Origin of the sequence: Paenibacillus mesotrionivorans, assembly GCF_046098205.1 — a bacterium.
GTDB lineage: Bacteria > Bacillota > Bacilli > Paenibacillales > NBRC-103111 > Paenibacillus_AR > Paenibacillus_AR mesotrionivorans.
This window is the reverse complement of record NZ_JBJURJ010000023.1, coordinates 35,106-62,022: the sequence shown is the minus strand read 5'-3', so window position 1 is coordinate 62,022 and position 26,917 is coordinate 35,106. Positions and strand designations below refer to the sequence as shown.

Genomic DNA, 26,917 nt, shown 5'->3' with positions numbered 1-26,917 from the left:
GCCACTGAACAGGGCTCTATGCACATCTGCAAAATATGCACCGCGAGATGCAAGTTATCGATTCTCTATTGGTAAATCAAATCGGGGTTGCTATAATTTGCTAGGGTTTGTTTGAACCCTCCAGGAGGTGAACTACAATGCTGGTCATTGGGATATGCGATGGCGATACGGCCGTCCGCATCCTGCTATCCAATTTCATCAAAAGATACAAGAGTGAAACAGGCCTTAATGTTCAGGTTCTCTCTTATGACAGTGGAGAAAAATTATTGAAGCATTATCCGCTGGAGATGGATTTGATTTTTTTAGAGATCCCTTTTACAAAAATGAATGGAATTGAAATTGCACGGCGTATTCGGGAAGTCGATTCAAAGGTCGGTATCGTCTTCCTGACGACTATACTGAATCACGTTCTGGAGGCTTATGAGGTAAAGGCAGATAACTATCTGATTAAGCCTTTGCGGTATAGCCGGTTCTTAAAAGAGGCGGAGCAGGTGCGTATTCGCAGCGGAAAAAACCGGTTTTTTATTGAGACCAATACAAACGGCATCTATAAAATTTATACAAAATCCATTCGTTACATCGAAACGGAGGGGCATAACACCCGCATTTACACAGAAACCGATTCGATACTGAGCTACAAAAGAATGAAAGACCACGAGCAGATTTTGTTTGAGCCCTACTTCGTCCGCTGCCACACGGGATACATAGTCAATTTGCTTTTTTTTGAAAAGCTTGAACATCACGACTTACTGCTGTCACCGATTGCCCGCATACCTGTTAGCCGGGGGCGGCGTCCAGCTGTCCTTGAAAGATTAAAGGCATTTTACGCGGAGGATGAGCTGGAGATATGAAAAAAATAAAAGAAAACTTTCTTACAATAGCCTGGGCAATCCGGCTTGCTCTGCGTATTGATGCGCGCCTGTTTTTGTTCTGGGGGACACTCAGTATTGTACTGGCTGTTTTACCGGCTGTGGCACTTCATTACAATCGGGAGGCAGTATCGATTCTATCCGAGTTTCTCCTTAGCGGAAGCGGAAGCTTTCAGGATATTGTCCCATCCATTGCGGCATTAGGCATTGTCTTGACAGCCGTAGGGCTTTCCAAACGAATTAATGGCAATTTTCTTTACTTTATTATGTACGACTCCTACTATTTTGGACTTGAAGAACACCTGATGGATGTGGTTAGCCGGATCGAAATGAAAACCCTTATGGACAAGAAATACCGCGATGACCATTGGTCAGTAATGGGGCGCTGCGGCGCTTTGGCCGATTTCATGAGCTCAGGGTGTTTGTTTCTTTCCAAACTGGCCGGTGCGGTTTCCCTGCTTGTGGTCGCCGCTCAAACCTCATGGGTTATTTTTGTTATTTCCACCGGTTACATTGCGGCTGTATTGCTTTTGAATTTCTCAACAGCCAATAAACTGCGTTGGGATGGCCGGCCCTATTCGGAAGCCTCCAGGCTTGCAAATTACTACCAAAGCTCCACGATGTCTCCGGGGGTTGCCAAGGAGCTGCGTGTATATGGGTTGACGGAGGAAACGATTGAGAAATGGAATAAGGCATACGATAAAGTCGAACTTATCGACAGGCGTTATGTGCGGGTGCGTCAGCTTGTTGCCTTCATCAGCGGTATTGGTTTTTATGCTTTTATGACAGGTATGATGGGGTATTGTATATACCGCGTTGCCGACGGCGGGATGTCCGTGGATGTGTTCCTGATGCTTTACGCTATGGGGCAAAGCATCAGTGAGGTTACACAGATTCTTTCCTCAAGCTTTCAAGAAATGGACCGCGGGCTGTACTTTCTTAACCTTCAGCGCAAATTCGTAGAATCTGTTCCGCAAGCAGCGGAGGATTGGGAAGAGGGGTTTGTACCGGCAGATGACAGCACCGCATTCAAGGCGGAAGGGATTTGCTTTTCCTATAATGATGAAACCGAGGCTCTCCATGACCTTTCCTTTGAAATAAAAAAAGGCGAGACCATTGCGCTGGTAGGTGTAAACGGAAGCGGCAAGACCACGCTGGTGAAAGTATTGATTGGACTATTTACTCCGACAAAAGGAAGGTTGAGTTTTTACGGGAAGCATTATGACTCGAAAACCCGAGGGGCGGTTATAAAAAAGGTTGGGATGTTCTTTCAGGATTTTCATATTTTCCATGCCACGCTTCGTGAGAATGTCGGGTTTGGCGACCTGAAAAAACTCAGCAATACAGAGCGTATTATGCTGGCTATGCAAAAAGGAGGAGCGGACAAACTGCCCGCCCGTTTCCCCAAGGGACTGGAGCAATGGTTGTTACGTAACGTCGTAAAGGATGGAGCGATGCTCTCCGGTGGAGAAAAGCAGCGTGTGGCTGTATCCCGCGCCCACATGAGCGATAAAGAAATTCTGATTTTTGACGAGCCGGCCGCAGCCTTGGATCCAATCGCAGAAATGAATCAATTTCATGCCATTCGGGAGAAGATTGAGGGCCGTACCGCTATTTTGATCAGCCATCGTGTAGGTTTTGCCCGCTTGGCGGACCGCATCATCGTTCTAAATCACGGCCGTCTGGCAGAGAGCGGGACCCATGAGGAGTTAATGTTATCAAACGGCATCTATGCCGGATTTTTCCGAGAGCAAGCCCAGTGGTACGAACAAGGGAGGGATGAAGCAGATGGGCAAATTGCGGATTTTGCTTAAAGCATTTGGCGTTAGTATGAAAATCAAAGGACCTTATTCCATGATGATCAGTCTCGTTGGATTTGGCGCCGCTTTGCTGCCGGTCATTCTGGCCAACAGGCTGAGAACGCTGACGGATTCCCTCCAAATGCTCATGGGGACCAAAGGTGATGCTGGCCCGGCATTGTTTGCTTTTATCACTGTTGTTGGTTTGTATATTGCGCAGGTACTGATAACGAACATCCAGCAATACACAAACGGTATGGACGAAATAAAAATCCAACGGTTTATTAAAGGGACCATCATCCGCCACAAATGTGAGGTCCGGTATTCATATATTGAAAACCACGATGATTTCCAAAAGAGGTTGGCATTTATTGAAGAATATGCAGGCTATCAAATGGCGAAATGTATCGGCAATATGGTTACTATACTGCAGCTTGCAGCTGCCTTTGCGGCCGCTTCCTTTTCCTTATGGAAAATCAATCCTTTGATTGTTCTGATTCTCTTCGTCACAAGTATTCCGGCAGCGCTGCTGGCTTATTTCCAGCAGGAGGAAACCTTTCGGTATAGGGCAAAATGGATGGAGGAAGGGGCACTCGCTATTCACTATTTTCACATGATTGGCGGTGGTGACCATTCTCTGAATGGTTTACAGGAAATACGCCACTTCGCCTTGTTCGACTACCTGAAAGCCCGTTGGCGGGCCATTGCCGATGAATACATAGGAAAAAAGAATAGCATCATGGCAAAGCATGTTAAGTTCAACACAGCAGCCGATTTTTTAAGAAGCGCCGTTTATTTGGCTGTTCTCCTTTTGGCGGCATACGAGATTTATAGAAATCCCGCTATTGGCCTTGGTGCGTTTACCCTCGTATTTGCCTTGTCCGGACAGCTTCAATCGGTGACGGGAGATTTTTTGGTGGGAACGATGGTGCTTGCCCAGAATATTCCCTACATGAAGGAGTTTTTCTATCTGGACGAGCTGGAACGGGAGCATAAAAGCACTTCTGAAGGAAAACCATCAACGGGGACAATCCATTTTGATAATGTTACCTTTACTTATCCCAATACAGATAAAGAGGTTCTGAAAAACATCACTGTTCAGATTCAAGACGGTGAAAAAATAGCAGTGGTAGGAGAAAACGGAAGTGGAAAATCAACGTTCATCAGCCTGATGTGCGGAATGTTTGATCCAAGGGCCGGCGAAATCCATGTTGGAGGAATCAACATTGCGGAAGACCCTGCCGCGGCAAGAGAAGCGGTATCCGTCGTTTTTCAGGATTTTGCCCACTATGAAGCCAGCTTGCGTGATAATATAACGGTTTCGGACAAGCATCGTAAAGCGGATGAAGCCGAGATTATGGAGCTTCTGCGGAGCATCAATGTTCATGATGTGGTGGAGGAGCAAAAAGAAGGATTAAATGAACTTGTTGGTTCGTTTTCGCATAAGGCCAATAACCTGTCAGGGGGACAATGGCAAAAAATATCTATAGCCCGTGCCGCATATAGGCAGAGTGCCAAAATCATGATCCTCGATGAACCGACATCCGCCCTTGACCCGGTTGCAGAGGCGCAGCTGTACAGGAATTTCGCCTCCTTAACAGGAGATAAAACCACGATTCTTATTTCGCACCGGCTGGGTATAACGGCTGTTGTGGACCGCATTCTCGTATTCGATAACGGAAAAATTGTTGAGGACGGGTCGCATAAGCAGCTAATGGCCCAAAACGGGCTTTACGCCGACATGTACCGCGCTCAGGCGCAGTGGTATGCTTAGGGCCCTCTCCATGTAAAGGCTATAATCCCGCATACGCATAAAAAACCCATCCCAGGAGATAATGAACAGTAATGTTTCTCCTTGGGAGGTAATCACGATGACCCGAAATAAAGTCGAGATATGCGGCGTGGATACATCCAAGCTGCCTGTCCTTACCAACGCAGAAATGCGGGAATTATTCGTCGAGCTGCAGGAGAAAAATAACCGCCTGGCCCGGGAAAAGCTGGTCAACGGCAACCTCAGGCTGGTCCTGTCCGTCATCCAGCGCTTCAACAACAGAGGCGAGTTTGTGGATGATCTGTTCCAAGTAGGCTGCATCGGCCTGATGAAGGCCATCGACAATTTTGACTTAAGCCAGAATGTGAAGTTCTCCACCTATGCGGTGCCGATGATCATCGGGGAAATCCGCCGGTACCTGCGCGACAACAACCCCATCCGGGTTTCCCGTTCCCTGCGGGATATCGCCTACAAGGCGCTCCAGGTCCGCGACAGCTTGACCAACCAGAATTCGCGGGAGCCGACCATTTATGAAATATCGGAAGCCCTGAACGTGCCTAAGGAGGATGTGGTGTTTGCGCTGGATGCCATTCAGGACCCGGTCTCCCTGTTCGAGCCCATCTATCACGACGGCGGCGATCCCATCTATGTGATGGACCAGATTAGCGACGACAAGAACAAGGACATCTCCTGGATAGAAGGCATTGCTCTCCGTGAAGGGATGCGCAAGCTGAATGACCGGGAGAAAATGATCCTGTCCATGCGTTTTTTCGAGGGCAAAACACAGATGGAGGTTGCGGACGAAATCGGCATCTCACAGGCCCAGGTATCGCGGCTGGAGAAATCGGCCATTTCGCAGATGCAAAAACATGTGAAATCATAAACTAACACTCCCCATAAAGGAGCCCGGCGCAAGCCGGGTTTTTGTCATTTTTACGCACCCCCGCCCAAAATAGTTGGATTGTCGTATGCGGGAGAGTTGCTTTGCCCTTCCTGCCTCATCCGTGTCTTGCCGTATACTCAAGGTACGACGAACGGAAGGAAGGAGACAAGACCCATGAAAAGAAGGCTTCAATTAATCAACTCGTATGTATTCATTTTTCCCAGCCTGTTCCTTACCTGCGCATTGGGCATTTACCCAATTGCCTGGGCGCTGCGGTATATGTTTTTTGATTACCAGGGTTACGGAACGCCCAAATATATCGGCCTCGAGAATTTTGCGCGGCTGTTCCGGGATCAGGAATATTGGCACGCGGTGTACAACACCTTCATTTATGCCGGCGGCAAAATCATCATTACGCTGCCCATCTCCCTGATCCTGGCGGTGCTCCTGAACCGGGCGATCAAGGGCAGAAGCTTCCTGCGGGCGGTTTACTTTATGCCCACCATTATCAGCACCTCGGTCATGGCCATTGTATTCTTCACCATCTTCAATTCCTTCAACGGGATGTTAAACCAGTTTCTCCTGAAGTTCGGGCTTGGCTCCATCGATTGGCTCGGACCCAAGTATGCCATGCTCACTGTAATCATTACCGCCGTGTGGGGCGCCATTGGCAACTACATGCTGCTGTTTATAGCCGGATTGCAGGGGATTCCCGAGGATATCTACGAAAGCGCCGGACTGGACGGAGCCAACGGTGTGCAGAAATTCTGGTACATCACCATCCCCATGCTGGGGCGTGTGCTCCAGATGATTATCATGCTGGCCATTATAACCGCCCTGAAGGGTTATGAAAGCATTATGGTGCTGACGGAGGGCGGACCCTTCGGAAAAACGGAGGTTATGTATCTGTATGTGTACAAGCTGTTTTTCCCCGTTTCCTCCACGACCACAACCGTTCAGCAATTGGGCTACGGAAGTGCCGTCGGTTTTGTCACCGCCCTTATCGTAGGCGCCATTACCGGCTTGTACTTCTACATGTCCAAGAAGCTGGCCCAAGAATAGGAGGAGGAACCGTTATGTCCAAAACAAATACCCGCCGCAGTCTGCTGGTTGGCGCATGGGGCGGAAAAGTCATCATGTGGATCTTTCTCCTGGCGGTGGCCCTGTTCACGCTGCTGCCCATGGCCATGGCCATCCTGGGGTCCTTCAAAACCAATGCCGAGCTAACCTCAGGGGCTACCTTCTTCCCTTCATCCTGGCAATTCTCCAATTACCTGACGGCATGGAAGCAGGCCAACTTCGCCCGCTTTATGTGGAACAGCTTTTACATCTCTGCTGCCGTCACCGCGGGCACCCTGCTGGTTACCGCCATGGCCGCGTATGCGGTGGACCGCAACCGGTTTCCGGGCAAGCAAATTTACGTGGTGCTCCAGGCCAGCACCATGTTTATCTCCATCGGCGCCGTTGTCCTGCGTCCGCAATTCGACCTGATGGTTTCCCTTGGCCTGAACAAGTCCCTGTGGGGGGTCATTATCATTCTGATCAGCGCCCATGCCTCCACCTTCTTCATGCTGATCGGCTTCTTCCGCTCCATACCCAAGGATTTGGACGAAGCGGCTTACATTGACGGCTGCAACTTCTACTCGGTGTTCTTCCGCATTGTGCTGCCGCTCTTGCGTCCCGCCTTGGCCGTCACCGCGCTGTTTACCTTCCGGGGCGCATGGAATGAATATATCCTGCCCCTGGTTTTCACCCTGACCAACCCCAAGCTCCAGACGTTGACGGTGGGTTTGGCCAATCTGCGCTATGGCATCGGCGCGGCGGCGGAGAATCAGCTGATGATGGCCGGCGCATGTATTGCCTTTCTGCCGGTGCTGATTGTGTATCTGTTTGCCAGCAAGTCCTTCATGCAGGTGACGGCGGGAGCCGTCAAAGGCTGATTGGAGCCACCAGGACGCAAGCCTTGCGGCTCGCTGAATGTTATTCATATAATAATTCATACCAGGAGGGGTACAGATATGAAAATGAAAGTTGCAGGCACATTGCTGAGTTTGTCTCTCGCCGTTTCTCTTGCCGCTTGCGGCAGCGGGGGCTCCGACAATACCGCAGCCCAAGGAAGCCCGGCCGCCACAGTGGCCAACGGGGCCAAAACCAAGGTCACCTATTGGACGATTGACCGCCACGACGCCGATTATATCAAGTCGGTGATCGAAACCTTTAACAAGAATAATCCCAGCATCGAAGTGGAAATGACCGTAATGGCGGACAACTTCACCCAGTCGGTAGACATCGCCTTTGCCAGCAACCAGGCTCCCGACGTATTCCGTACCACCGATTTTGTCAGCTTCGTCAAAAAGGGTTATCTGATGCCTCTGGATGAGCTTATGTCCAGCGACATGAAGGCGCGCTTCAGCAAGCTGATGGTGGCGGAGGCCAATACCTTCGACGGCAAAACCTATTCCCTGCCCAGCACCGGACAGCTGTGGAGGCTGATTTACAACAAGGACCTGTTCGCCAAGGCCGGGCTGACCGAACCGCCCAAAACCATTGCCGAGATGGTGGACTATGCGAAGAAGATTACAGACTCTAACAAGGACGTGGGCGCTTACGGCTTTGCCGGCAACTTCAAGAGCGCATCCTCGGCCTTCACACGGGTGGCCAATCCCATTATGTCCCTCTCCGGGACCTCTACCATTGACGGCTATAACTACAAAACAGGGGAGTATGATTTCAGCGTGTACAAGCCTCTTCTGGAGGGCCTGCGCCAAATGAAGGTGGACGGCAGCATGCTCCCGGGTGTGGAATCCCTGGATATCGATCCCCTGCGTGCGCAGTTCGCAGCCGGCAAGATCGGCATGTACTTTAACCACTCCGGCGAGCCGGGTGTGTACCAGAACCAATTTCCCACCAAGATCAACTGGGATTCGGCTTTGCCGCCGACCATTGACGGCAGCCGGAACGGAACCGTGTCTGTACTGGCCGGCAACTACATCGGCATGAACAAGAACACGAAGAATAAGGAAGCGGCATGGAAGTTTATGGAGTACATGTACAGCGTAGAGGTGCAGAAGGCTTATCAGGAAAAGGGCTTCGGCATTTCCATCGTGCCTGATGTGAACTCCGTGGCGGCCAAACCTTCTATTCCGGGCATTGAAAATTTCCTTCCGACCAAATATGATGCTCTGTATTCCCCTTCCCCCTTGTCCGCAACGGAAGCCAAGGTGGAGGGTGTGAAAACAGGCAACGCGGTCATCAAGTACATTCTGGAGGGCGGCGACGCATCCGCTGTGCTCAAGGATTTGACCACCCGGTACAATGCCGGCCTGAAGAAGGCCAAGGAGGCTGGTGACACCAAGGCAGCTCCCAACTCTGCCTTTGATCCTGCCGCTCTTCAGGGAAGCATGGCCAAGTAACCTTTCATCAAGAGAGACGCGTTGAACCTCCCTCAGCGCGTCTGTTCTCTATTCCCGGCCTGCGGAAAGGAGGCTTTCGCCTATGAACACATTTTTTTACCGGCTAAGCCTGCGCCGCAGGCTGCTTTTGTCGTTTCTGGTGCTGGCCGTATCGGCCAGTGCTCTGACAGGGCTGGTATCCTACTGGATCGCTTACCGCTCCACGGAGCAGGAGGCTGCGGTTTCCGCCCAGAATACGCTGAATAAATCGGCCCAGGTGTTGAATGAACGGCTGAGGAACGCCATTGTGTCCACCTCCTCCATGATGCTTAGCGATCCCTTCAAAAATATTATGAAGGATATTTATGCAGCCTCTCCCGGCTACTACTACCAGCGGCTTACGGAGCTGCAGATTCCTCTGGCCCAGATGAAGCTGACAGACATGTCCATCGCCTCCGTGCTTATCTCCACTCCTGTCGGGGAGTTTTTCGCCACCAGTGATCTGCGCACACCCAGCGTCCGGTTGGAAAATACCGCGATTGGCGCAAGAATCCCGGACATGAACCAGGTGTTATGGGTGGAAAGCCATGTGGATCCCCTGTTTATGGACCGGAGGAAGGTGATCACGCTGGTGATGAAGCCGATTACGGATGTTAGCGTCAGCGGGGTGTATGTGATAGCCAACCTCAAGGAGGAGGTGCTCCGTTCTGTGGTGGCCGACGGTTTGCCCGGCGGAGCCAAGGGATATTATCTGGTGTCTCTCACCACCGGCTTGCCGGTAATGAATTTGGGTGAAAGGGAAGGGCTGCCGGAGGATGCGGAGCTGCTTCATAACCTCCAAAAAAATGAACGCGGTTTTCTTAAGCTGGAGACGGAGGGCCGAACCAACCTGGTCAACTATGCCAGGCTCGATCTGGCGGCGGACTGGGTTTTGGTCAGCATCCAGGACCAGCAGTCCCTGCTCAAAAACGTGAATAAAATTAAAACCACCTCCCTCTTGATTATGGCGGCCTGCACCTTGGCAGCTCTGATCGCGGCCAACGGCATGTCCGGGTTCCTCTTAAAGCCGCTCCACCGTCTGCAAAGCATGATGCGGCAGGTGGAGAACAACAATCTGGATGTCCGATTCGACAGCAAGTACGACGACGAAGTGACCCAGGTGGGGCATAAGTTCAACCGGATGCTGGAGCAGCTGGAAACCCTCATTGATGAGGTGAAGGAGGCGGAGGGTGAAAAGCGGAGGATGGAGATTAAGGCGCTGCAGGCCCAGATCGATCCCCACTTTTTGTACAACACCTTAAATGCGATAATTTGGAAATCGGTTTCCTCCCGCAACCAGGAGGTGACGGATATGATTACCTCCCTATCTCTGCTGTTTAAGCTGGGGCTGAACGGAGGCAGTGAGCTCACCACACTGGAGAAGGAGCTGGAGCATGTCCGCCACTATTTGAACCTGCAGCAGCAATGCTACAGGGGATTGTTTCAATATGAGATCCAGGTGGAGGACGAAGCCCTTCTCCCGCTTCCGGTGGCCAAGATCATTCTCCAGCCCTTGGCGGAGAACGCCATACTCCACGGCTTCCGGGAGCTGGAGGAGGAAGGCTTCATCCGGATCACTGCCAGGCGCTCCGGAGGCTTCCTGCTGCTGGAGATAGAGGATAACGGCTCAGGCATGGACGTCAAAACGGTCACGGCAGGCATGCTGCAGAAGGAGCCGGCAAAAAAGAGCTATGCACTGAAGAATGTGTACGGGCGGATTAAGCTTCTGCACGGAGAAACGGCAGAATTGTCCTTCACCAGCGAGCCAGAACCTATCCGGTCCACCCGGGCTGTAATCAAAATTCCCATTGAAGGCGAGGCATCGGCATGACGGAGGAAATCAGACTGTGCATCATTGACGACGTCCCCGATGTGGTGGAGGGCATCTCCCGGGGCATCCCATGGTCAGATTACGGTATCACGGTTGCCGGAACAGCCGGCAACGGTGTGGCCGGGCGGGAGCTGATTCTGCAGACCAAGCCCCATATTGTGCTGACGGATATCCGCATGCCGCGGCTGGACGGCCTGCAGATGATGAAGGAACTGGAGCATGTATGTCCGGGAATGAAGACCATTTTTATCAGCGGCTATACGGATTTTGAGTATGCGCAGCAGGCGGTCCGGCTGGGCGCCTTCGATTATGTGATCAAGCCCTTCCACCCCGGGCAGATTGTGGAGCTTGTGCTGAAGGCTAAGGCGGCAATCGAGGAGGAGGCCCGCCAGGCGAAGCAGTACCGCGAGATGGAGCGGAAGCTGCGGGAGAGCATGCCTTATTTGCGCCAGGAGTATTTCCAGCTGCTGCTTCAATATCCGACTCCGGCAGAGCAGGCGGCCAAACGGTGGGACTTCCTGAATATTGAGCTGGAGCGTGAGGGGTTTACCGTGCTGCTGGCGGAGATCGACGGCTTCGCTGAACGTATCAGCTCCAGCCCCGTTCAGGAGGTGGAGCTGATCCGCTTCACTCTGCACAACATTCTGGAGGAGACCATCCGCAGCATCACCAAGGGTTTCATATTCCGGGATCATTCCAACCGTTTTGCAGCAATAATTAACCCCGCGGCCGCAACCGATACGGAAGCGCTGGCGGAGCTGTGCCGGGAAAATATAGCCAAATACTCCAAGTTCACCATTTCTCTTGGAATCGGAGAAGCGGTGTCTCATATTCACGACATTTATTATTCCTATAACCAGGCCAGAACGGCCTTGTCCTACAATTTCTATACCGGCGGCAACAGCGTATACAGCTACCGGAAGGTGCAGCCGGTGGATGAAGCGGCCCCCCAGTATGCCGCAGAGAAGGAAAAGGAGCTGTTTTTCCTGCTGCGGTCGGGTAATCTGCCCAAGGCTCTGGATCTGCTGGAGGAGCTCTTCGCCGCCGATGTCAATGGTACAGCCCCGCCTCCGGATATGATGAAGGGCAGATATTATGAGCTGGCGTTTCTGATGAACCGCGTGTTCGCCGAGAAGCTCACTCCTGTGGAGATGAAGCCTCTTGAGAGGCAGGCCCACCGGCTGAAGGATGCCGGACTCTGTTCCTTGCAGGATTTGCGGGAAACGGTGAAGGAGCTGTGTAGCATGGGCTGTATGGCCATGGAGCAGAAGCACACGGATGCGGCCAATCAGGTGGTGGATCAGGTGATTGCTTATATCCGCGACCATCTGCATGAAAATAACACCGTCAACGACTATGCCCGGCTTGTATTCTTAAGCGGCAGTTACTTCGCCAACCTGTTCAAGAAGGTGACGGGTTACCCGGTGGCCCAGTTTGTGACTTCGGAGCGGATGGAACGGGCCAAGGAGATGCTGGCGCAGGGAATGGCGGTGCAGGACATTGCATTGGCTCTCGGGTATGAGGGGCGGCAATATTTCAGCGAGCTGTTCAAAAAACATACAGGCGTCACTCCGTCGGAGTTTAAGCAGGCGTATGCGGATAAGGAAAAATGACGCTTTAGCAGTGACCTAAGAGACAAGAGAGGCGGAGGAGAACATGACAGCCAGGAAGGATGAAGGCGTTTCGTATGCAGCAGACCGGTTTATCCCCTATTATCTGCTTTCGGGTCCCCGGTTAACGGAATGGAAGGATGAGGCCGCTGACAAAAGCCAGCTCCGTTACGAAAAGCATCTGCGTTCCATTGTGGCGGAGCACGGTCTGCCTGCCCCATGTGACGGCATCCGGCTGGGGGAGCCCAGCGAGCTGGACATCCCTTGGGAGCTTCATCAGGCTGCCGGGGGCTTTATCAATCTTCCCATGTTTTCGCGGACGCCCCACAGGGTGGAGTTTTTGGCTGCTGCGGTCCTGGAGGCAGAGGAAAAGCTGATGGTGCCTGTGTATGTTTGGACCTATGCCGCTGTAGAGCTCTGGCTGAACGGTGTGCTGGCGGTGTCCGAGGCGGAGCCCGTGTACAAACCCATCCGCAGGCTGGAGGCGCAGCTGGAGCTGAAGCCCGGAGCCAATCTGCTGATTCTCCGGGTACAGAATCTGGCCATCCGAGACACGCGCAATATCATCGGAGTGGAGCTTCTGGCGCATACGGACAAAATCCGGTTTGAGCTGCCTGATTCCGGTGAAGCCCGCCCATTAATGGAGCTGGACCGGTGGCTTGGGAGGATCTCTCTATATAAGGGGAGACTCCGGCTTCCTCCGGCGCCGCCCTGCATCATCCGGCTTGCCTATGAAGGAGATGGGCTTGCGGAGGAATCCGAGAATATAATCGGTGCGGAAACCGTGGAATTGCGTCCGGAGAGGACCATGATTGTGGTCAGCGGAGAGATTGAAGGAATCCGGCGTTTCCGGCGGATAGAGCTGCTCCATCATAAGCGGCCCGCTAAGACAGTGTCTCCCGGGATTTTGGTTAATGAAGGGACTAGCGGGCATGCCCATACCCGGCGTATGTATGCGGAGCTGGCGGGTTTGGGGTTGGAGGAGGAGTACCGTCCGCTGCGGTTCGGATTGTTTTATGTTCTGGCCCGGCGGATGCTGGGGAGCCAGGGGCCTCACGACCTGCAGCATCTCCGCACGGCGCTGGACCAGATCCGGAGGCGGGAGGATTGCTCGGATTTTTTTCTGGCCGGGCTGCTGAGAATGATGGAATTTTCTCTTCTGCCGGAAGAATTGCTGCCTGAGGCGGAGGAGGCTGTTCTGGCCTACCGGTACTGGATGACGGAGGATGGCACGGACGGTATGTGCTTCTGGAGCGAGAATCATGCGCTGATGTTTTATGTATGCGCTTATATGGCGGGAAGGCGTTATCCCGGGAGCCGTTTCCTCCGGTCCGGCAGATCGGGAGAAGAGGTTGCTGCTGTCGCCCTGGACCGTGTGCGGCAATGGCTGGAGGATGTGGAGGAGTACGGCTTCGAGGAATTCCTAAGCGCGGATTATATGGGCGTTACCTTGGGCGCACTGCTGAATGTGGCAGACTTCATGGAAGAGCCTGAGGCGCGGCGGGCCGAAGCTCTCTTGAATCTGATGCTGCAGCAGATTGCGGCGCATACCTTCCGCGGGTCGATGATTGCTCCCCAGGGCCGGGTATACCGCTCGGTGATCCTTCCTTTTACCCAATCGGTGCAAGCGCTGGTCCATCTGGCCAATCCCGGGGCGCCTTATGGAAACAGCGAATGGATGGTCTTTATGATGGACAGCCGCTACAAGCTTCCGGAAGGGCTGGGAGGGCTGATGGAGCAGACTCAGACACTGGCTTATCAGACGGGCAATGCCTGGGTGAAGCTGGTGAAGAAGCGGGATTATGCGCTGACCTCTGTGCAATCTCCGCGCAGGGATCAGGCTCCCCGGTTCTGGGAGAATGTGATGCTGGAGCCGGGAGTGGACATGGAATCCAACGCTTACGTGAAGTCCCTGAATGAAAGCTTCCACGGCACCACCCGTTTCGAGCCGGGCGTTTACGGTTATCAGCAGCATATGTGGACGGCGGCCTTGGACGGGGAGACGCTGATTTTCGCCAACCATCCCGGAGAGGCTTCGGATGACGGGGGGATGCGGCCGGGTTATTGGTACGGCAACGGGATTATGCCTGCTGTCCGGCAGGAGGGCAGTCTCTTGGGGGCGGTATATGTGATCGATGACCGGCATCCTATCGGGTTCACCCATCTGTTTTTCCCGCTGGAGAAGCTGGACCGGTGGGAGCGGCAGGGCTCATGGTTGTTCGGTCAAAAGGGCAAAGGCTGTGTGGGGGTATGGTGCAGCGCGCCGCTGGTTGCCCATCACGACCGGATCTTCCACTGCGAGCAGCGGGCTTATGCCCGCCGCGCGGCTTATCTGTGCCAATGCGGCTCGGTAGAGGAGTATGGCAGTTTGGAAGCATTTTCCGCCTATTGCCGGGAACTGGCACCCCGGTTCGACGAAACGGAGCTTTGCCTGACCGCCGACGGCTGCTTCGAGCTCTGGTATGAGGCGTGTGACAACAAGACGCAATATATGTAAAGGGTTACGAACAGCACCTTCGGCTTTGCGGCCGCCGGGTGCTGTTTTGTTAAGCTGATGAATGTGCAAGCTGCCTTATCCGCTGCACCGAAGGAAAATTCACGCTGACCGGACATTTTGCCCGGGCGGCTCATATAATGGGTAATAGCCTGCCCCTTGCGGCCTTCCCGCGAGAACAACTTTGAAAAAGGATCAGTGGTGGTGATATGGCCATGAAGATTTCCGATTTTCAATCGAAGGATGTCATCAATATTGTCGACGGCAAAAAGCTGGGCTCCGTCAATGACCTGGAGCTGGATCTCCGGCAGGGGCGGATCGAGTCTATTGTGGTTCCCGCGTCCGGCAAGCTGTTCGGTTTTTGGGGGAGCGGTGCCGAAGTGGTCATTCCCTGGCGGAACATTGTGAAGATCGGCATGGATGTCATTCTGGTGAAGCTGGATGACACCCGGCTGTACCGGGATGAGGAGGAGCGCGACAGAGACCGGGACAAGGAAAGGGACCGTGACTACGGCCGGTCCAACTACAGGGACAGGTAGGCGTCGGCATATGCTGCCGCCTTCCCTGTTGGCTTGCTGCGCGGGGGAGCTGGATATGAAATTTCGCATATAATTCGGAGAGAATAGTCCCGGCGGCTATTTATATATGAAAAATCAAGTTCGTCACTTTGGAATGCAGCCGTTGGCGGATGCACCTGCATGGAATGACGGGATGATAACCGGAGTTGGAGCCTCTAGCGGTGATGGGATAGGACGCCATGCTTCAAGCTGCCCCGTTCGTGGTATAATGATTAAGCTATTCGTTGGAAACGTGCATGCTTACAGGAGGAATTATGGAACCTTTTGTTCAATATACAGCGGAGAATGGCGTGGAGCTCTACCGGCTGGACGGCTGGCTGAGCAGGTTTCCCGGTCTCTCCGCAGGCTTTACGGGAAGAAACGGGGGAACCGGCAGCGCACCATATGCCACCCTTAATCTGGGCCTGCATGTGGACGACGAGCCGACTGTGGTGGTGGATAACCGAAGGCTGCTGGCAGATGCATTGGGAACCACTCTGGGGTCCTGGACGTATGGGGAGCAGGTTCATGGGGCCCGGGTGCAGACGGTGGAGCCGGGCCATAGGGGACGCGGTACCCTTGAGCAGGCCGATGCTTTCCCGGAGGCCGACGCCTTCATTACCGCAGAGCGGGGCATTATGATGGCCGCCCTGTTCGCGGATTGTGTGCCCTTGTTTTTTCTTGATCCTGTCCATCAGGCGGTTGGGCTTGCCCATGCCGGCTGGAAGGGGACGGTGCAGCAGATCGCACGGTTTACCGCAGAAGCCATGGCGCAAACCTTCGGCACCCGCCCGGCGGAGCTTTATGCCGCCATCGGTCCCTCCATTGGAGCCTGCTGTTACGAGGTGGATGACCGTGTTACGGACAGCGTCACCGCCCAAACCGGCCTTCAGGGGGAGCCCTTTTTTCGTCCGAGCCCAGTCAATCCGGGGAAATTCATGCTGAACTTGCAAGAAATAAACCGGAAAATTATGATAGAAGCAGGAATTTTGCCGCAACATATCGAAATGACTAAGTTATGCACCAGCTGTGCCGTATCCCAATTTTTCTCCCACCGGAAGGAAAACGGGCGGACCGGACGGATGGCTGCATGGATCGGTTGGGTTTGACAGAGTGGTTGAAGGAGACGTTGGAATGGACATGGAAGGCAGACTGGCTGCCATACGCAGCCGGATTGAAGCGGCATGCCGTCGTTCCGGCCGACAGCCGGAGGAGGTAACGGTCATTGCCGTAACCAAATATACCTCCCTGGAAACAGCGGAGGCGGTGCTGGCTGCGGGACTTACGGACATTGGCGAAAACCGCTGGCAGGATGTGAAGCCCAAGTGGGAAGCGATTGGGGACCGAGCGGTTTGGCATTTTATCGGCAGCCTGCAGACCAATAAGGTGAAGGATGTTATCGGCAAGTTTGCCTACATCCATTCCCTGGACAGGCTTTCCCTGGCGGAGGAATTGAACCGGAAGGCCGGAGCGCTTGGACTGGAGCCGGTGAAATGCTTCATCCAATTGAATGTCTCGGGTGAGGACACGAAACACGGGCTTGCTCCGGAGGGCTTGGAGGAATTCGCCCGGCAGCTGGCGGAATTGCCATACATACGTGTAGTCGGCCTCATGACCATGGCACCCCTCACGGGCGGACCGGACAGTGCAAGACCGGTTTTCCGCAGACTCCGTGAGCTGCGCGAGCAACTGAATGAACAACAGATTTACCCATATGCCGTTACAGAGCTTTCCATGGGAATGTCGGGAGATTTTGAAGCCGCTGTTGAAGAGGGGGCCACTTATATCCGTTTGGGAACCGTTCTGGTTGGCAGCCAGAGCTGACGGGAAGGGCCTTAGCCTGTCCGGCGCAATACCGCCGGGTTGTTATTAACCACGCCATAAGGAGGTATGCTAAGATGGGCGTTATGAACCGCATTATGAATCTGATCGGCCTGCAGGAGGAAGAGGAGATTATCGAGCGGGAGCAGGTGGTGGAGCAGCATGACGAGCCTGAAACCAATCCGTTCGAAGCCCGTAGAAATAAGGGCAATGTTGTGAGTATTCATTCCCAGAAGAACCTGAGAATGATTATGAGCGAACCCCGCAATTACGAGGATACCCAGGATATTGCGGACCATCTGCGCTCCCGGCGCTCTGTGGTGGTGAATCTGCACAAGGCCCGGCAGGACCAGGCGGTCCGTATAGTGGACTTCCTCAGCGGAACCGTTTATGCTTTGAATGGGACGATTACCAAGGTCGGACCGAATATTTTTCTGTGTACGCCGGATAACGTGGACATTCTTGGAGCGATAACCGATTCGGCGGAGGCGGATGAATTATGATTTTATACTAGCAGACCGGGGTGAAGATGTTGATCGACGAGATTGTTAATTACCTCAAGACGATTTATTACTTCATGATTATTGCGTACGTCTTCATGTCCTGGCTTCCCAACGTCCGCGAAAGCTTCGTGGGCGAATGGCTGGGCAAGCTGGTGGAGCCCTATCTGAAGCCCTTCCGCAAAATTATCCCGCCCATCGGCGGTATGCTGGATATCTCGCCCATCGTGGCGCTGATTGCGCTGGAATTTGTGGCGGAGGGCATTAAAGCCGTTCTCGGACTGATTCTGAGCCCTTTTGGCCTGTAGGCTGGAGGGCTTTCGCATGGAACGGGAATGGATTGCGCATTTTCACGACGACGAGAAGAATTTTGTGGACAAAGCCTGGGACTGGATCCAGCGGGCGGAAAACCATACGGTGAAACGGACGGATTTTCTGGATCCGCGGCAGTGCTTTATTGTGGAATCCTTGGCCAACCGGGCGGATGTGAATCTGCATATGGACGGCGGTTATCCCGGCGCAGAGCGCAAACGGGCGGTTTTTGCCCCGGCTTACCGGGACCCTGCGGAAGAGGACATGGGCATTGCGGTGTTGGAGATCACCTCGCCGGACAGCCGGTTTGCCGAGCTTGAGCATGGTGATTTTATGGGCTCCATTCTCGGTCTTGGCGTCAAACGGGACAAGGTGGGGGATATCCATGTGTTGGGGGATGCCTGCCATATCCTGGTTGCCAAGGAGATTGCCGATTATTTCAGCATGAATCTGTTCCAGGTGCACCGCTTGGGCGTGAGTACGTCGATTTTGCCTGCGGCTGAGCTTAGGACCGCGGAAACCAAACTGGAGGAGGTCTCCTTATCCGTGGCATCCTTGCGTCTTGACGGCATTGCCAGCGATGTGTGGCATCTGTCCAGAGCCAAGATCCTGATCCCCATCAAAGCCGGCCGCTGCCGCTTGAATTGGAAGGTGGAGGAGGATCCCAGCGCCCCGCTGAAGGACGGCGATGTGGTTTCGCTGCAGGGCTTCGGGCGTTTTAAGGTGCTGGAGATCGAGGGCACAACCAAAAAAGGACGGGTCCGCGTAAAAATCGGCAGGTATCTCTAAGATTTGCGTTCACCGCCGGAAGGAATTTCCGCAGGGTGTGTCGAATACATTGGAAATACCGGCTATTTTCTTGGAGGTGCAAGGATGGCATTAACACCGCTGGACATACATAATAAGGAGTTCCGTCATTCGTTTCGCGGTTATGACGAGGATGAGGTCAACGAGTTTCTGGACCAGGTGATTAAGGATTACGAAGCCCTGATCCGCGAGAATAAAGATCTGGAGAGCCAGATTCAGACCCTCCAGGATCGTCTGAACCATTTCACCAATATTGAGGAAACCCTGAGCAAAACCATCATCGTGGCCCAAGAAGCGGCCGACGAGGTGAAGGGCAACGCTAAGAAGGAAGCCCAGCTCATTATCCGCGAGTCCGAGAAGAATGCGGACCGGATTATCAATGAAGCTCTGGTCAAGTCCGGCAAAATCGCTCTGGAGATCGAGGAGTTGAAGAAGCAGGCCTCCATCTACCGGACACGGTTCCGGACGCTGCTGGAAGCACAGCTGGAGCTGTTGAAGACGGACAGCTGGGACAGCCTGGAAGGCCGCAGCATCGAGGAGCGGGAACGGCGGTCCATTGACTCGGTTATTTGAAATGGGTATACTGTAAACTGACATAACTTGGTCCAAGCCGAAGGCCGGATAAGTTATGTCAGCCTCGAAATTGCTGAAGGCAATTTGAGGGTTAAAGATTGACATAACTTGGTCAACGAATATTTTGATTGCGATGACTGGAACAAGTACGCGCATAACCTCCGTTACGCAGCGACCCGGGACATGGTGGAAGCCCGGGAATCGGATGGCGCCGAATATCCTCCAGGAGTATGCTCTGGAACGCCCTGATGCGGCCAGTATAGAGCATCGGGTGATTCCGTTACGGATCTTACGAGTGAAGCCGCTTCTCTAAAGAGAAGACGGTTTTATGAGGGTGGTACCGCGGGAATAAGACCTCTCGTCCCTTTGTTTGGGATGGAAGGTCTTTATTTTGTTATTAAAGGAGAGTCAGTTTACAATGGATCAACCGAAAACAGATTACGGTAAAACACTAAATCTGCCCGAAACCCAATTCCCCATGCGGGGGAACCTGCCCCAGGCCGAGCCGAAGGTGCAGGCGTGGTGGGATGAAATCGGAATTTACGAGAAGGTGCAGAAGAAGAATGCGGGTCGCCCGAAATTTATTCTGCATGACGGCCCTCCTTATGCCAACGGTGATATCCACATTGGCCATGCCTTGAATAAAACTCTGAAGGATTTCGTCGTCCGTTTCAAATCCATGAGCGGCTTCGACGCGCCTTATGTACCCGGCTGGGATACCCACGGCCTGCCCATTGAACAGGCCATCACCAACAGCGGCAAGGTGGACCGCAAGAAAATGGGCATCTCCGAATTCCGCGAGTTCTGCAAGGAATATGCCTTGGAGTGGGTGGAGCGCCAAAAGAAGCAATTTCAGCGCCTGGCGGTACGCGGTGACTGGGAGCATCCATATTTGACCCTGCAGCCGGAATATGAAGCGGCACAAATCCGCTTGTTCGGCCAAATGGTCAAGAAGGGATACATTTACAAAGGCCTCAAGCCTGTTTACTGGTCGCCTTCCTCGGAAAGCGCACTGGCTGAAGCCGAAATTGAGTACAAGGAAAAAACCTCCCCATCCATTTATGTGGCCTTCCAGGTGAAGGACGGTAAAGGCAAACTTCCCGAAACCGCCTCTTTGGTGATTTGGACCACAACACCCTGGACCCTGCCGGCTAACCTGGGCATTTCCCTGCATCCCGAGTACGAATATGCGCTGGTTAATGCCGCAGGCAAGCAGTATGTGCTGGCGAAGGGTCTTCTGGAAGCGGCGGCCAAGGAAATCGGCTGGACGGAGTACACTATTGAAGCCACCTTTATCGGCTCCGAGCTGGAGCATGTGGTATGCCGCCATCCCATCTATGACCGGGATTCCCTGGTGATCCTGGGCGAGCATGTTACGCTGGAAGCAGGCACCGGCTGTGTGCATACGGCTCCCGGACATGGTGAGGACGACTTTGCCGTGGGTCAGCGCTACAATCTGGGTGTGCTGTCGCCGGTGGATGACCAAGGGAAGTTTACTGCAGAGGCTCCGGGCTTCGAGGGCATCTATTATGAAAAGGCTAATGGCATGATTCTGGAGATGTTGACGGAATCGGGCCATCTGTTGAAGCAAAGCTCCATTGTCCACCAATATCCCCATGACTGGCGGACCAAAAAACCGGTAATGTACCGGGCGACGGAGCAATGGTTTGCCTCCATTGACGCTTTCCGGGAAGACATGCTGCGGGAAATCAAAAACGTAGAGTGGACTCCTGCTTGGGGCGAAGTGCGGCTGCACAATATGATCGCCGACCGCGGAGACTGGTGTATCTCCCGCCAACGTGTCTGGGGTGTGCCGATTCCGATCTTTTATTGCAAATCCTGCGGACATTCCCATGTGGATGAAGAAACCATCAACCATGTGGCGGATATTTTTGCCAAGGAAGGCTCCAACGCCTGGTTTATCCGCGACGAGTCTGAGCTTCTTCCGGAAGGCTCTGTCTGCCCTAAGTGCGGCCATAACCAATTCCGCAAGGAAAAGGACATAATGGACGTATGGTTTGATTCCGGTTCCTCCCATGCAGGGGTGCTGGGCCAGCGTGAGGCTCTGCAGTTCCCGGCGGACCTGTACCTGGAGGGCTCCGACCAATACCGCGGCTGGTTCAACTCTTCTCTGATCACCAGCACGGCCGTTAACGGCTGCGCACCATACAAGGGCGTATTGAGCCACGGCTTTACCCTGGACGGGGAAGGACGCAAAATGTCCAAATCCTTGGGCAACACCGTTGACCCGCTGAAGGTGTGCGATAAGCTGGGCGCGGATATTCTCCGCTTGTGGGTGGCATCTGCGGACTACCAGTCCGACCAGCGCCTGTCCGACAACATCCTGACCCAAACCGCCGAGGTCTACCGGAAAATCCGCAACACCCTGCGGTTTCTGCACGGCAATCTCACCGGCTTTAATCCTGCCACTGACCGCGTAGCGGTGAAGGACATGAACAGCCTGGACCGCTACGCCATGATCCGGCTGAACAAGCTGATCGCCAAGGTAACAGAAAGCTACAACCGCTACGAGTTCCAGCAGGTGTATCAAGCGGTGCATCACTTCTGCGCCGTGGAGATGAGCGCCTTCTACCTGGATATTGTGAAGGACCGCCTCTATGCAAGCAAGCCGGGGGACCCGGCCCGCAAAGCGGCGCAAACCGTGCTGTACGATGCACTGTGTGCCATCACCAAGCTGGTGACCCCGATTCTGCCGCATACCGCCGATGAAATCTGGCGTTTGATCCCTGGAGTAACCGAGGAATCTGTCCAGTTGGCAGAAATGCCTGTGGCTGATCCCGCTGTAGCTGATGCCGAGCTGGAGCAGCGTTGGGAAGCATTCATCGTGATCCGCGACGAGGTTAACAAGGCCTTGGAGGAAGCGCGCAACAAAAAGCTCATCGGCAATTCCCTTGGCGCCAAGCTGGATCTGTATCCCACCAAGGAGACGGAAGCACTCCTGGGGCAATTTGCCGATCTGGACCAGCTGTTTATTGTGTCTGCGGTAGAGCTGCATAAAGCGGACGAGGCTCATCCGGAGGATGCGGCAGCCTTCAAGGGGCTCCATGTGCGGGTCAGCCAGGCGGAAGGCGAGAAGTGCGAACGCTGCTGGATCGTCACCCCTGAGGTGGGAACCGTCGAAGAGCATTCTACCTTGTGCGAGCGCTGTGCCGAGGTTATTGGCTAAAGCTGGGTGTGATACGGTGCGTGTATCAGCCGGCATCCGTGCCTCCGTCCCTACGCCAGGCGGCTAACGGAAGTGAGAGCCCTAATTCGCTAGAAAAAGGGGCTCTCCAAAATGTAACGGAAGCAGGAGACGCTATTTGGGTAAAACTGCGCCTCCGGCAGTCAGTTTGGGCCGAATAGCGGCTCTGGCCGCCGTTAGATTTTCCAAAGCGGTGTTTTTGTGGAAATAGCGGCTGTAGCCGCCGTTAGAAATTTGGCTGCAGCTTGGAAACCCGGCGAACTGGGCAAACCTAGCAAACTGGGCGAACGTATTGAACTGGCGAACATGGAAAACCGGGAAACCAGCCCAAAAAGACGCCCTGCAAAGGGCGTCTCCGGGTGTACATACTGGGTGGCGGATTGCGGTTACCGCAAATCTGCTCCATAATCATCCTGGGCCTCGGGTTCCTCCAGCAGCGCCTCACCTTCACCGTTATGCATATATTCTTGGTACTGCTTGTTGCGGACAACCGTTACATGCCTGCCGTAAATATCGGTAGCCAGGAAGCTCTCAAGGGCTTCCACATACCCGATATTTTCATCGGCTTCAATTTCCATGTCGTCGTAGCTTTCCACCTGGGGATTCTCGGACATGGCAGGGGAATCGGAGTTGCCCCAGGACTCTACGATCTGCCAGGCATCCTCTCCGTCGAATTCGGTTTCGTCGGAATGCTCATCCAGACTGGTCCGGCCAAAGGGAGGCTGGAGAAACTCCTCCTCCACCGGGCGGTTATAATGGGGTTTGGCAGGGGTGTGGTCAATGGTAAACTCTGCAGTAGGCATAGCGGCAAGCCGCTCGAAAGGGATGGGGTCGCCGCTGGCTTTGCAGATGCCGTAAATTCCGGCATCCATGTCAGCCAGAGCCCGTTCCACATCCTCCAGATGATGCCGCGTTTGCTCGGCCAAGGCCAAATCCTTGCCGCGCTCAAACACCTCGCTGCCCACATCGGCCGGGTGGTTGTCGTACGTCGAAAGCTCGCCGGTCCCCTCACTGAGGGAATCGTGGAAGCCGAACAGCTCATTCTCATGAAGCTGGTCGGTCAGCTCCTTTTTATCCTGAAGAAGCTGGCGGCGCAGGGTATCCAATTGTGAAGCGTTCAAATGGTTCAAAGGAAGCGCTCCTTTCTAAAACAGGTCTTACCGGTAGTTTGCGTCATAAAACAGGTTTTCTCGCAAGGTAAAGTTTAGCGTACATGCAGGTGTGCATGAACGACAAGGATGAATGGACGTTATTAAGGGAGGGTTTTTCCTTGCTGTATTTTATCCTTGCCTTTGTGGTGCTGGCTTTGGACCAGGCCAGTAAGTGGATCATCGTCAATAAGATGGATCTGTACGAAACAAGACCGGTAATCGGTGAATTCTTCTCGATTACCTCCCACCGGAATACCGGCGCAGCCTTCAGTATTCTGGAGGGGCAGCGGTGGTTTTTTGTATCCATTACCGTGGTTATTCTTACCGGCTTGATCTGGTATCTGCTCCGGACTATCCGCTCGGGCAAAAAGCTTCTGCCCACAGCCCTCGGATTTCTTCTAGGCGGCGCCGCGGGGAATTTTATCGACCGGGCATTGTTCGGGGAAGTGGTGGATTTCCTGCAATTCCGCTTCCAATTCGAGTGGTTCGGCAAACATGTGGATTATACCTTCGCCATTTTTAATCTGGCGGATTCGGCCATTGTGCTGGGTGTGGCATTGATATTTTTGGACACACTGTTCGAATGGCGCAAAGAAAAACGGGCATTGCAGCAGAAAAACGGGGAGCAAGCTTCCTAGGCCGTGTTTGCTAGTCTACACGCTCTAAAAGGAATGAATTTGAGGAGGACAACCGCTTGAACGAAGATCTCATCGGAGGGGAAGAGCTGGACAGCGCTTTTCCGGAAGAGGCGGAGGAGCAAGACGAGCTTCAGGAGGAGTCCGCAGCACTGGCATTAACAGTGGAGTCCGAATTTGCCGGCCAACGCATCGATAAATATGTCAACGAATCCATGGATACGGTGGTGTCCAGGACGCAGATTCAAGGCTGGATCAAGGACGGGTATGTGCTGGTCAATGGTTTTTCCGTGAAGCCGAATTATAAGGTTGCGGAGGGTGACAGCATTGTGGTCACCGTGCCCCAACCGGAAGAAACGGAAGTTGCAGGCGAGCCGATGGACCTGGAGATTGTATATGAAGATAGTCATGTCATTGTAGTGAACAAACCCCGAGGTCTGGTGGTGCATCCTGCAGCAGGCCATTACACCGGAACCCTGGTGAACGGCTTGCTCCATCATTGCAAGGATCTGTCGGGCATCAACGGCAAGCTGCGCCCCGGCATCGTCCACCGCATCGACAAGGATACCTCCGGGCTGATTATGGCGGCGAAGAACGATCTGGCCCATCAATCCTTGGCTCAACAGCTGAAGGATCATACCGTTACGCGTAAATACATTGCGGTGGTCCACGGTGTGGTACAGCATGATATGGGCACAGTGGATGCTCCTATCGGACGGGATTCCTACGACCGCAAGCTGTTTACCGTTACTGAGAAAAACAGCCGCCATGCCGTGACCCATTTTAACGTGACGGAGCGTCTGAAGGATTTTTCCGTGCTGGAATTGAAGCTGGAAACCGGCAGAACTCATCAAATCCGGGTCCACATGAAATACATCGGCTACCCGCTGGTAGGCGACCCGTACTACGGCAAAAGCAAGGACAAGGAAATGAAGGGGCAGGGACAGGCCCTTCACGCCGCCGTGCTGGGTTTTGTCCACCCGGTCACCGGCGAATATCTGGAATTCAGCGCCCCGCTTCCGGAGGATATGCGCCAGCTGCTGGAACGCTTGCGGATGAGCTAACCCACGGGCGAATAAATATTTATGTGGAAGGACTTAAACGACATGAATATTTATTTACCCCGGAGAATAGTGCAAAGGAAACAGCCTTCGATCCATTGATTTCCCATAGAAATTTCGGTAGTTTAGAGGAAGCGCGGTAGGGGCTGTCTTCAAACTCCGAAGGGAGCAGATTTTGCCGGATTTTCGTTCCAGGCAAGGCACTTTTGCGCTAGTTCACCGGGGGTACGTCAAGCAAAAGTAACGATGCAAGGGACGAAAAGATGGTGAAAGCTGCCCTTAAGCGAGTTTGAAGACAGGCCCTAAGCACAAGCGAATCAGGAGGAATCAAATTATCCATGGCCAAGATCAATCAGAACTATAAGAAATTGCAAGGCAGCTACCTGTTTGCGGAGGTGGCCCGCCGCCGGGTGAAGTTCATCAATGACAATCCCAACGCAGAAGTGATCAGCTTGGGCATCGGCGACGTGACCCGTCCTTTGCCGGAAGCGATCATTACCGGGCTTCACGCCGCTGTCAATGAAATGGCGGAGGCCTCCAGCTTCCGCGGCTACGGCCCGGAGCAGGGCTACGACTTCCTGCTTAACGCCATTATCGAAAACGACTATCAAGCCAGAGGCATCGATATTAAAGCTAACGAGGTATTTGTCAGCGACGGCTCCAAGTGCGACGTGGGCAATATCCAGGAAATCTTCAGCCTGGACAGCGTAGTTGCGGTTACGGATCCGGTGTATCCCGTATATGTGGATACCAACGTGATGGCCGGACGCAGCGGCGACTATGTGAAGGATCTGAACCGCTACTCCAACATTGTGTATCTGCCCTGCCATGCAGGCAACCACTTTATTCCCGCGCTGCCTGACAAAAAGGTGGACCTGATCTACCTGTGTTACCCCAACAACCCCACCGGCATGACCTTGTCCAAGGAAGAGCTGAAGAAGTGGGTGGATTATGCCCGCGCCAACAAGTGCGTGATCCTGTATGATTCCGCCTATGAGGCTTATATCCAGGAGAAGGATGTGCCGCGGAGCATCTACGAAATCGAAGGCGCCAAGGAAGTGGCCATCGAGTTCCGCAGCTTCTCCAAAACCGCCGGTTTTACCGGCGTGCGCTGCGCCTACACCGTTGTGCCCAAGGAACTCCTGGCTTACGACGAGGACAACAATGCGGTAGTGGTCAACGAGCTGTGGAACCGCCGTCAGACCACCAAGTTCAACGGCTGCTCCTACATCACCCAAAAGGGCGCCGCTGCCGTTTATTCTCCGGAAGGCAAGGCGCAAATTGCCAAGCTGGTGGAGCATTACATGACCAACGCCAAGATTATCCGCGAGGGTATTGCGGCTTTGGGCATTGAAGTATTCGGCGGCATCAACGCCCCGTATATCTGGCTGAAAACTCCGGAGGGTATGGGCTCCTGGGAATTCTTCGACAAGCTGCTGACTCAAGCGCATATCGTCGGCACACCGGGTGTAGGCTTTGGCCAAAGCGGCGAAGGGTACTTCCGTCTTACCGCCTTCGGCAGCCGCGAGAATACCGAGAAGGCTGTGGAGCGTTTCCAAAACCTGCGTTTCTAAGAACGGACATCCAATTGTAAAAGACAAGCTCTC

Annotated in this window: 22 protein-coding genes and 1 other annotated feature; of the genes, 21 read left to right on the top strand and 1 reads right to left on the bottom strand. The window is 53.7% G+C overall.

The genetic code is table 11. The annotated features are described in order from the left end of the window. Positions 1-137: 137 nt before the first annotated feature. The 18 genes from ACI1P1_RS26710 to ileS all read left to right on the top strand — a co-directional run bounded on the left by ACI1P1_RS26710 (position 138) and on the right by ileS (position 22,445). Positions 138-851, top strand: coding sequence for a LytR/AlgR family response regulator transcription factor (locus ACI1P1_RS26710; RefSeq protein WP_416219580.1), 714 nt, complete (start codon positions 138-140; stop codon positions 849-851). Further along, complete coding sequence (locus ACI1P1_RS26705) at positions 848-2,683, top strand: ABC transporter ATP-binding protein (protein WP_416219579.1); 1,836 nt, start codon at positions 848-850, stop codon at positions 2,681-2,683. The genes ACI1P1_RS26710 and ACI1P1_RS26705 overlap by 4 nt, the downstream gene beginning before the upstream one ends. After that, on the top strand, positions 2,658-4,442 hold the full coding sequence (locus tag ACI1P1_RS26700) for an ABC transporter ATP-binding protein (RefSeq protein WP_416219578.1): 1,785 nt from the start codon (positions 2,658-2,660) through the stop codon (positions 4,440-4,442). Before ACI1P1_RS26705 ends, ACI1P1_RS26700 begins: the two co-directional genes overlap by 26 nt. Before the next feature lie 97 nt (positions 4,443-4,539). After that, a complete protein-coding gene (sigG, locus tag ACI1P1_RS26695) occupies positions 4,540-5,322 on the top strand; it encodes an RNA polymerase sporulation sigma factor SigG (RefSeq protein ID WP_113018803.1) in 783 nt (260 codons plus the stop codon). A gap of 174 nt (positions 5,323-5,496) precedes the next feature. Continuing rightward, positions 5,497-6,384 carry a carbohydrate ABC transporter permease gene (locus ACI1P1_RS26690; protein WP_416219576.1) on the top strand — a complete coding sequence of 296 codons (888 nt, stop codon included), beginning with the start codon at positions 5,497-5,499 and terminating at the stop codon, positions 6,382-6,384. A gap of 14 nt (positions 6,385-6,398) precedes the next feature. Beyond that, positions 6,399-7,262: a carbohydrate ABC transporter permease gene (locus ACI1P1_RS26685; protein ID WP_416219574.1), complete on the top strand. Its 864-nt coding sequence runs from the start codon at positions 6,399-6,401 to the stop codon at positions 7,260-7,262. 78 nt (positions 7,263-7,340) lie between these two features. Next, a complete protein-coding gene (locus tag ACI1P1_RS26680; RefSeq protein ID WP_416219573.1) occupies positions 7,341-8,735 on the top strand; it encodes an ABC transporter substrate-binding protein in 1,395 nt (464 codons plus the stop codon). 82 nt (positions 8,736-8,817) lie between these two features. Further along, positions 8,818-10,584 carry a sensor histidine kinase gene (locus ACI1P1_RS26675; RefSeq protein WP_416219571.1) on the top strand — a complete coding sequence of 589 codons (1,767 nt, stop codon included), beginning with the start codon at positions 8,818-8,820 and terminating at the stop codon, positions 10,582-10,584. Next, on the top strand, positions 10,581-12,197 hold the full coding sequence (locus ACI1P1_RS26670; RefSeq protein ID WP_416219569.1) for a response regulator: 1,617 nt from the start codon (positions 10,581-10,583) through the stop codon (positions 12,195-12,197). Before ACI1P1_RS26675 ends, ACI1P1_RS26670 begins: the two co-directional genes overlap by 4 nt. Positions 12,198-12,240: 43 nt before the next feature. Continuing rightward, positions 12,241-14,691, top strand: coding sequence for a hypothetical protein (locus ACI1P1_RS26665; RefSeq protein WP_416219568.1), 2,451 nt, complete (start codon positions 12,241-12,243; stop codon positions 14,689-14,691). A gap of 212 nt (positions 14,692-14,903) precedes the next feature. Beyond that, positions 14,904-15,227, top strand: a complete 324-nt coding sequence (locus ACI1P1_RS26660; protein WP_416219567.1) for a YlmC/YmxH family sporulation protein — start codon at positions 14,904-14,906, stop codon at positions 15,225-15,227. A gap of 293 nt (positions 15,228-15,520) precedes the next feature. Then, positions 15,521-16,354, top strand: coding sequence for a peptidoglycan editing factor PgeF (gene pgeF / locus ACI1P1_RS26655; RefSeq protein WP_416219565.1), 834 nt, complete (start codon positions 15,521-15,523; stop codon positions 16,352-16,354). Between the two features lie 25 nt (positions 16,355-16,379). Beyond that, positions 16,380-17,069, top strand: coding sequence for a YggS family pyridoxal phosphate-dependent enzyme (locus tag ACI1P1_RS26650; RefSeq protein WP_416219563.1), 690 nt, complete (start codon positions 16,380-16,382; stop codon positions 17,067-17,069). A 74-nt stretch (positions 17,070-17,143) separates the two neighbouring features. Beyond that, on the top strand, positions 17,144-17,569 hold the full coding sequence (locus tag ACI1P1_RS26645) for a cell division protein SepF (protein ID WP_416219562.1): 426 nt from the start codon (positions 17,144-17,146) through the stop codon (positions 17,567-17,569). Positions 17,570-17,595: 26 nt separating this feature from the next. Continuing rightward, a complete protein-coding gene (locus tag ACI1P1_RS26640; protein ID WP_416219616.1) occupies positions 17,596-17,874 on the top strand; it encodes a YggT family protein in 279 nt (92 codons plus the stop codon). 16 nt (positions 17,875-17,890) lie between these two features. Further along, positions 17,891-18,667: a YlmH family RNA-binding protein gene (locus tag ACI1P1_RS26635; protein ID WP_416219561.1), complete on the top strand. Its 777-nt coding sequence runs from the start codon at positions 17,891-17,893 to the stop codon at positions 18,665-18,667. 84 nt (positions 18,668-18,751) lie between these two features. Continuing rightward, on the top strand, positions 18,752-19,258 hold the full coding sequence (locus tag ACI1P1_RS26630; RefSeq protein ID WP_416219560.1) for a DivIVA domain-containing protein: 507 nt from the start codon (positions 18,752-18,754) through the stop codon (positions 19,256-19,258). Between the two features lie 124 nt (positions 19,259-19,382). Further along, positions 19,383-19,627, top strand: a binding site (T-box leader). A gap of 49 nt (positions 19,628-19,676) precedes the next feature. After that, positions 19,677-22,445 carry an isoleucine--tRNA ligase gene (gene ileS, locus ACI1P1_RS26625; RefSeq protein WP_416219559.1) on the top strand — a complete coding sequence of 923 codons (2,769 nt, stop codon included), beginning with the start codon at positions 19,677-19,679 and terminating at the stop codon, positions 22,443-22,445. A gap of 404 nt (positions 22,446-22,849) precedes the next feature. On the opposite strand, the gene ACI1P1_RS26620 is transcribed toward ileS, so the two are convergent. Next, a complete protein-coding gene (locus ACI1P1_RS26620; RefSeq protein ID WP_416219558.1) occupies positions 22,850-23,593 on the bottom strand; it encodes a TraR/DksA C4-type zinc finger protein in 744 nt (247 codons plus the stop codon). Positions 23,594-23,733: 140 nt separating this feature from the next. On the opposite strand from ACI1P1_RS26620, the gene lspA reads away from it, so the two are divergent. The 3 genes from lspA to ACI1P1_RS26605 all read left to right on the top strand — a co-directional run bounded on the left by lspA (position 23,734) and on the right by ACI1P1_RS26605 (position 26,884). Further along, a complete protein-coding gene (lspA, locus tag ACI1P1_RS26615; RefSeq protein WP_416219557.1) occupies positions 23,734-24,252 on the top strand; it encodes a signal peptidase II in 519 nt (172 codons plus the stop codon). A 56-nt stretch (positions 24,253-24,308) separates the two neighbouring features. Next, a complete protein-coding gene (locus ACI1P1_RS26610; RefSeq protein WP_416219556.1) occupies positions 24,309-25,313 on the top strand; it encodes an RluA family pseudouridine synthase in 1,005 nt (334 codons plus the stop codon). 335 nt (positions 25,314-25,648) lie between these two features. Further along, the gene (locus ACI1P1_RS26605; RefSeq protein WP_416219554.1) at positions 25,649-26,884 is read left to right on the top strand and encodes an LL-diaminopimelate aminotransferase; all 1,236 of its coding nucleotides are present in this window, start codon (positions 25,649-25,651) and stop codon (positions 26,882-26,884) included. Positions 26,885-26,917 lie beyond the last annotated feature (33 nt).

Coding starts and splice junctions, on each gene's coding strand:
- ACI1P1_RS26710 (WP_416219580.1), top strand. CDS start 138: ATGCTGGTCATTGGGATATGCGATGGCGATACGGCCGTCCGCATCCTG.
- ACI1P1_RS26705 (WP_416219579.1), top strand. CDS start 848: ATGAAAAAAATAAAAGAAAACTTTCTTACAATAGCCTGGGCAATCCGG.
- ACI1P1_RS26700 (WP_416219578.1), top strand. CDS start 2,658: ATGGGCAAATTGCGGATTTTGCTTAAAGCATTTGGCGTTAGTATGAAA.
- sigG (WP_113018803.1), top strand. CDS start 4,540: ATGACCCGAAATAAAGTCGAGATATGCGGCGTGGATACATCCAAGCTG.
- ACI1P1_RS26690 (WP_416219576.1), top strand. CDS start 5,497: ATGAAAAGAAGGCTTCAATTAATCAACTCGTATGTATTCATTTTTCCC.
- ACI1P1_RS26685 (WP_416219574.1), top strand. CDS start 6,399: ATGTCCAAAACAAATACCCGCCGCAGTCTGCTGGTTGGCGCATGGGGC.
- ACI1P1_RS26680 (WP_416219573.1), top strand. CDS start 7,341: ATGAAAATGAAAGTTGCAGGCACATTGCTGAGTTTGTCTCTCGCCGTT.
- ACI1P1_RS26675 (WP_416219571.1), top strand. CDS start 8,818: ATGAACACATTTTTTTACCGGCTAAGCCTGCGCCGCAGGCTGCTTTTG.
- ACI1P1_RS26670 (WP_416219569.1), top strand. CDS start 10,581: ATGACGGAGGAAATCAGACTGTGCATCATTGACGACGTCCCCGATGTG.
- ACI1P1_RS26665 (WP_416219568.1), top strand. CDS start 12,241: ATGACAGCCAGGAAGGATGAAGGCGTTTCGTATGCAGCAGACCGGTTT.
- ACI1P1_RS26660 (WP_416219567.1), top strand. CDS start 14,904: ATGAAGATTTCCGATTTTCAATCGAAGGATGTCATCAATATTGTCGAC.
- pgeF (WP_416219565.1), top strand. CDS start 15,521: ATGGAACCTTTTGTTCAATATACAGCGGAGAATGGCGTGGAGCTCTAC.
- ACI1P1_RS26650 (WP_416219563.1), top strand. CDS start 16,380: ATGGACATGGAAGGCAGACTGGCTGCCATACGCAGCCGGATTGAAGCG.
- ACI1P1_RS26645 (WP_416219562.1), top strand. CDS start 17,144: ATGGGCGTTATGAACCGCATTATGAATCTGATCGGCCTGCAGGAGGAA.
- ACI1P1_RS26640 (WP_416219616.1), top strand. CDS start 17,596: ATGTTGATCGACGAGATTGTTAATTACCTCAAGACGATTTATTACTTC.
- ACI1P1_RS26635 (WP_416219561.1), top strand. CDS start 17,891: ATGGAACGGGAATGGATTGCGCATTTTCACGACGACGAGAAGAATTTT.
- ACI1P1_RS26630 (WP_416219560.1), top strand. CDS start 18,752: ATGGCATTAACACCGCTGGACATACATAATAAGGAGTTCCGTCATTCG.
- ileS (WP_416219559.1), top strand. CDS start 19,677: ATGGATCAACCGAAAACAGATTACGGTAAAACACTAAATCTGCCCGAA.
- ACI1P1_RS26605 (WP_416219554.1), top strand. CDS start 25,649: ATGGCCAAGATCAATCAGAACTATAAGAAATTGCAAGGCAGCTACCTG.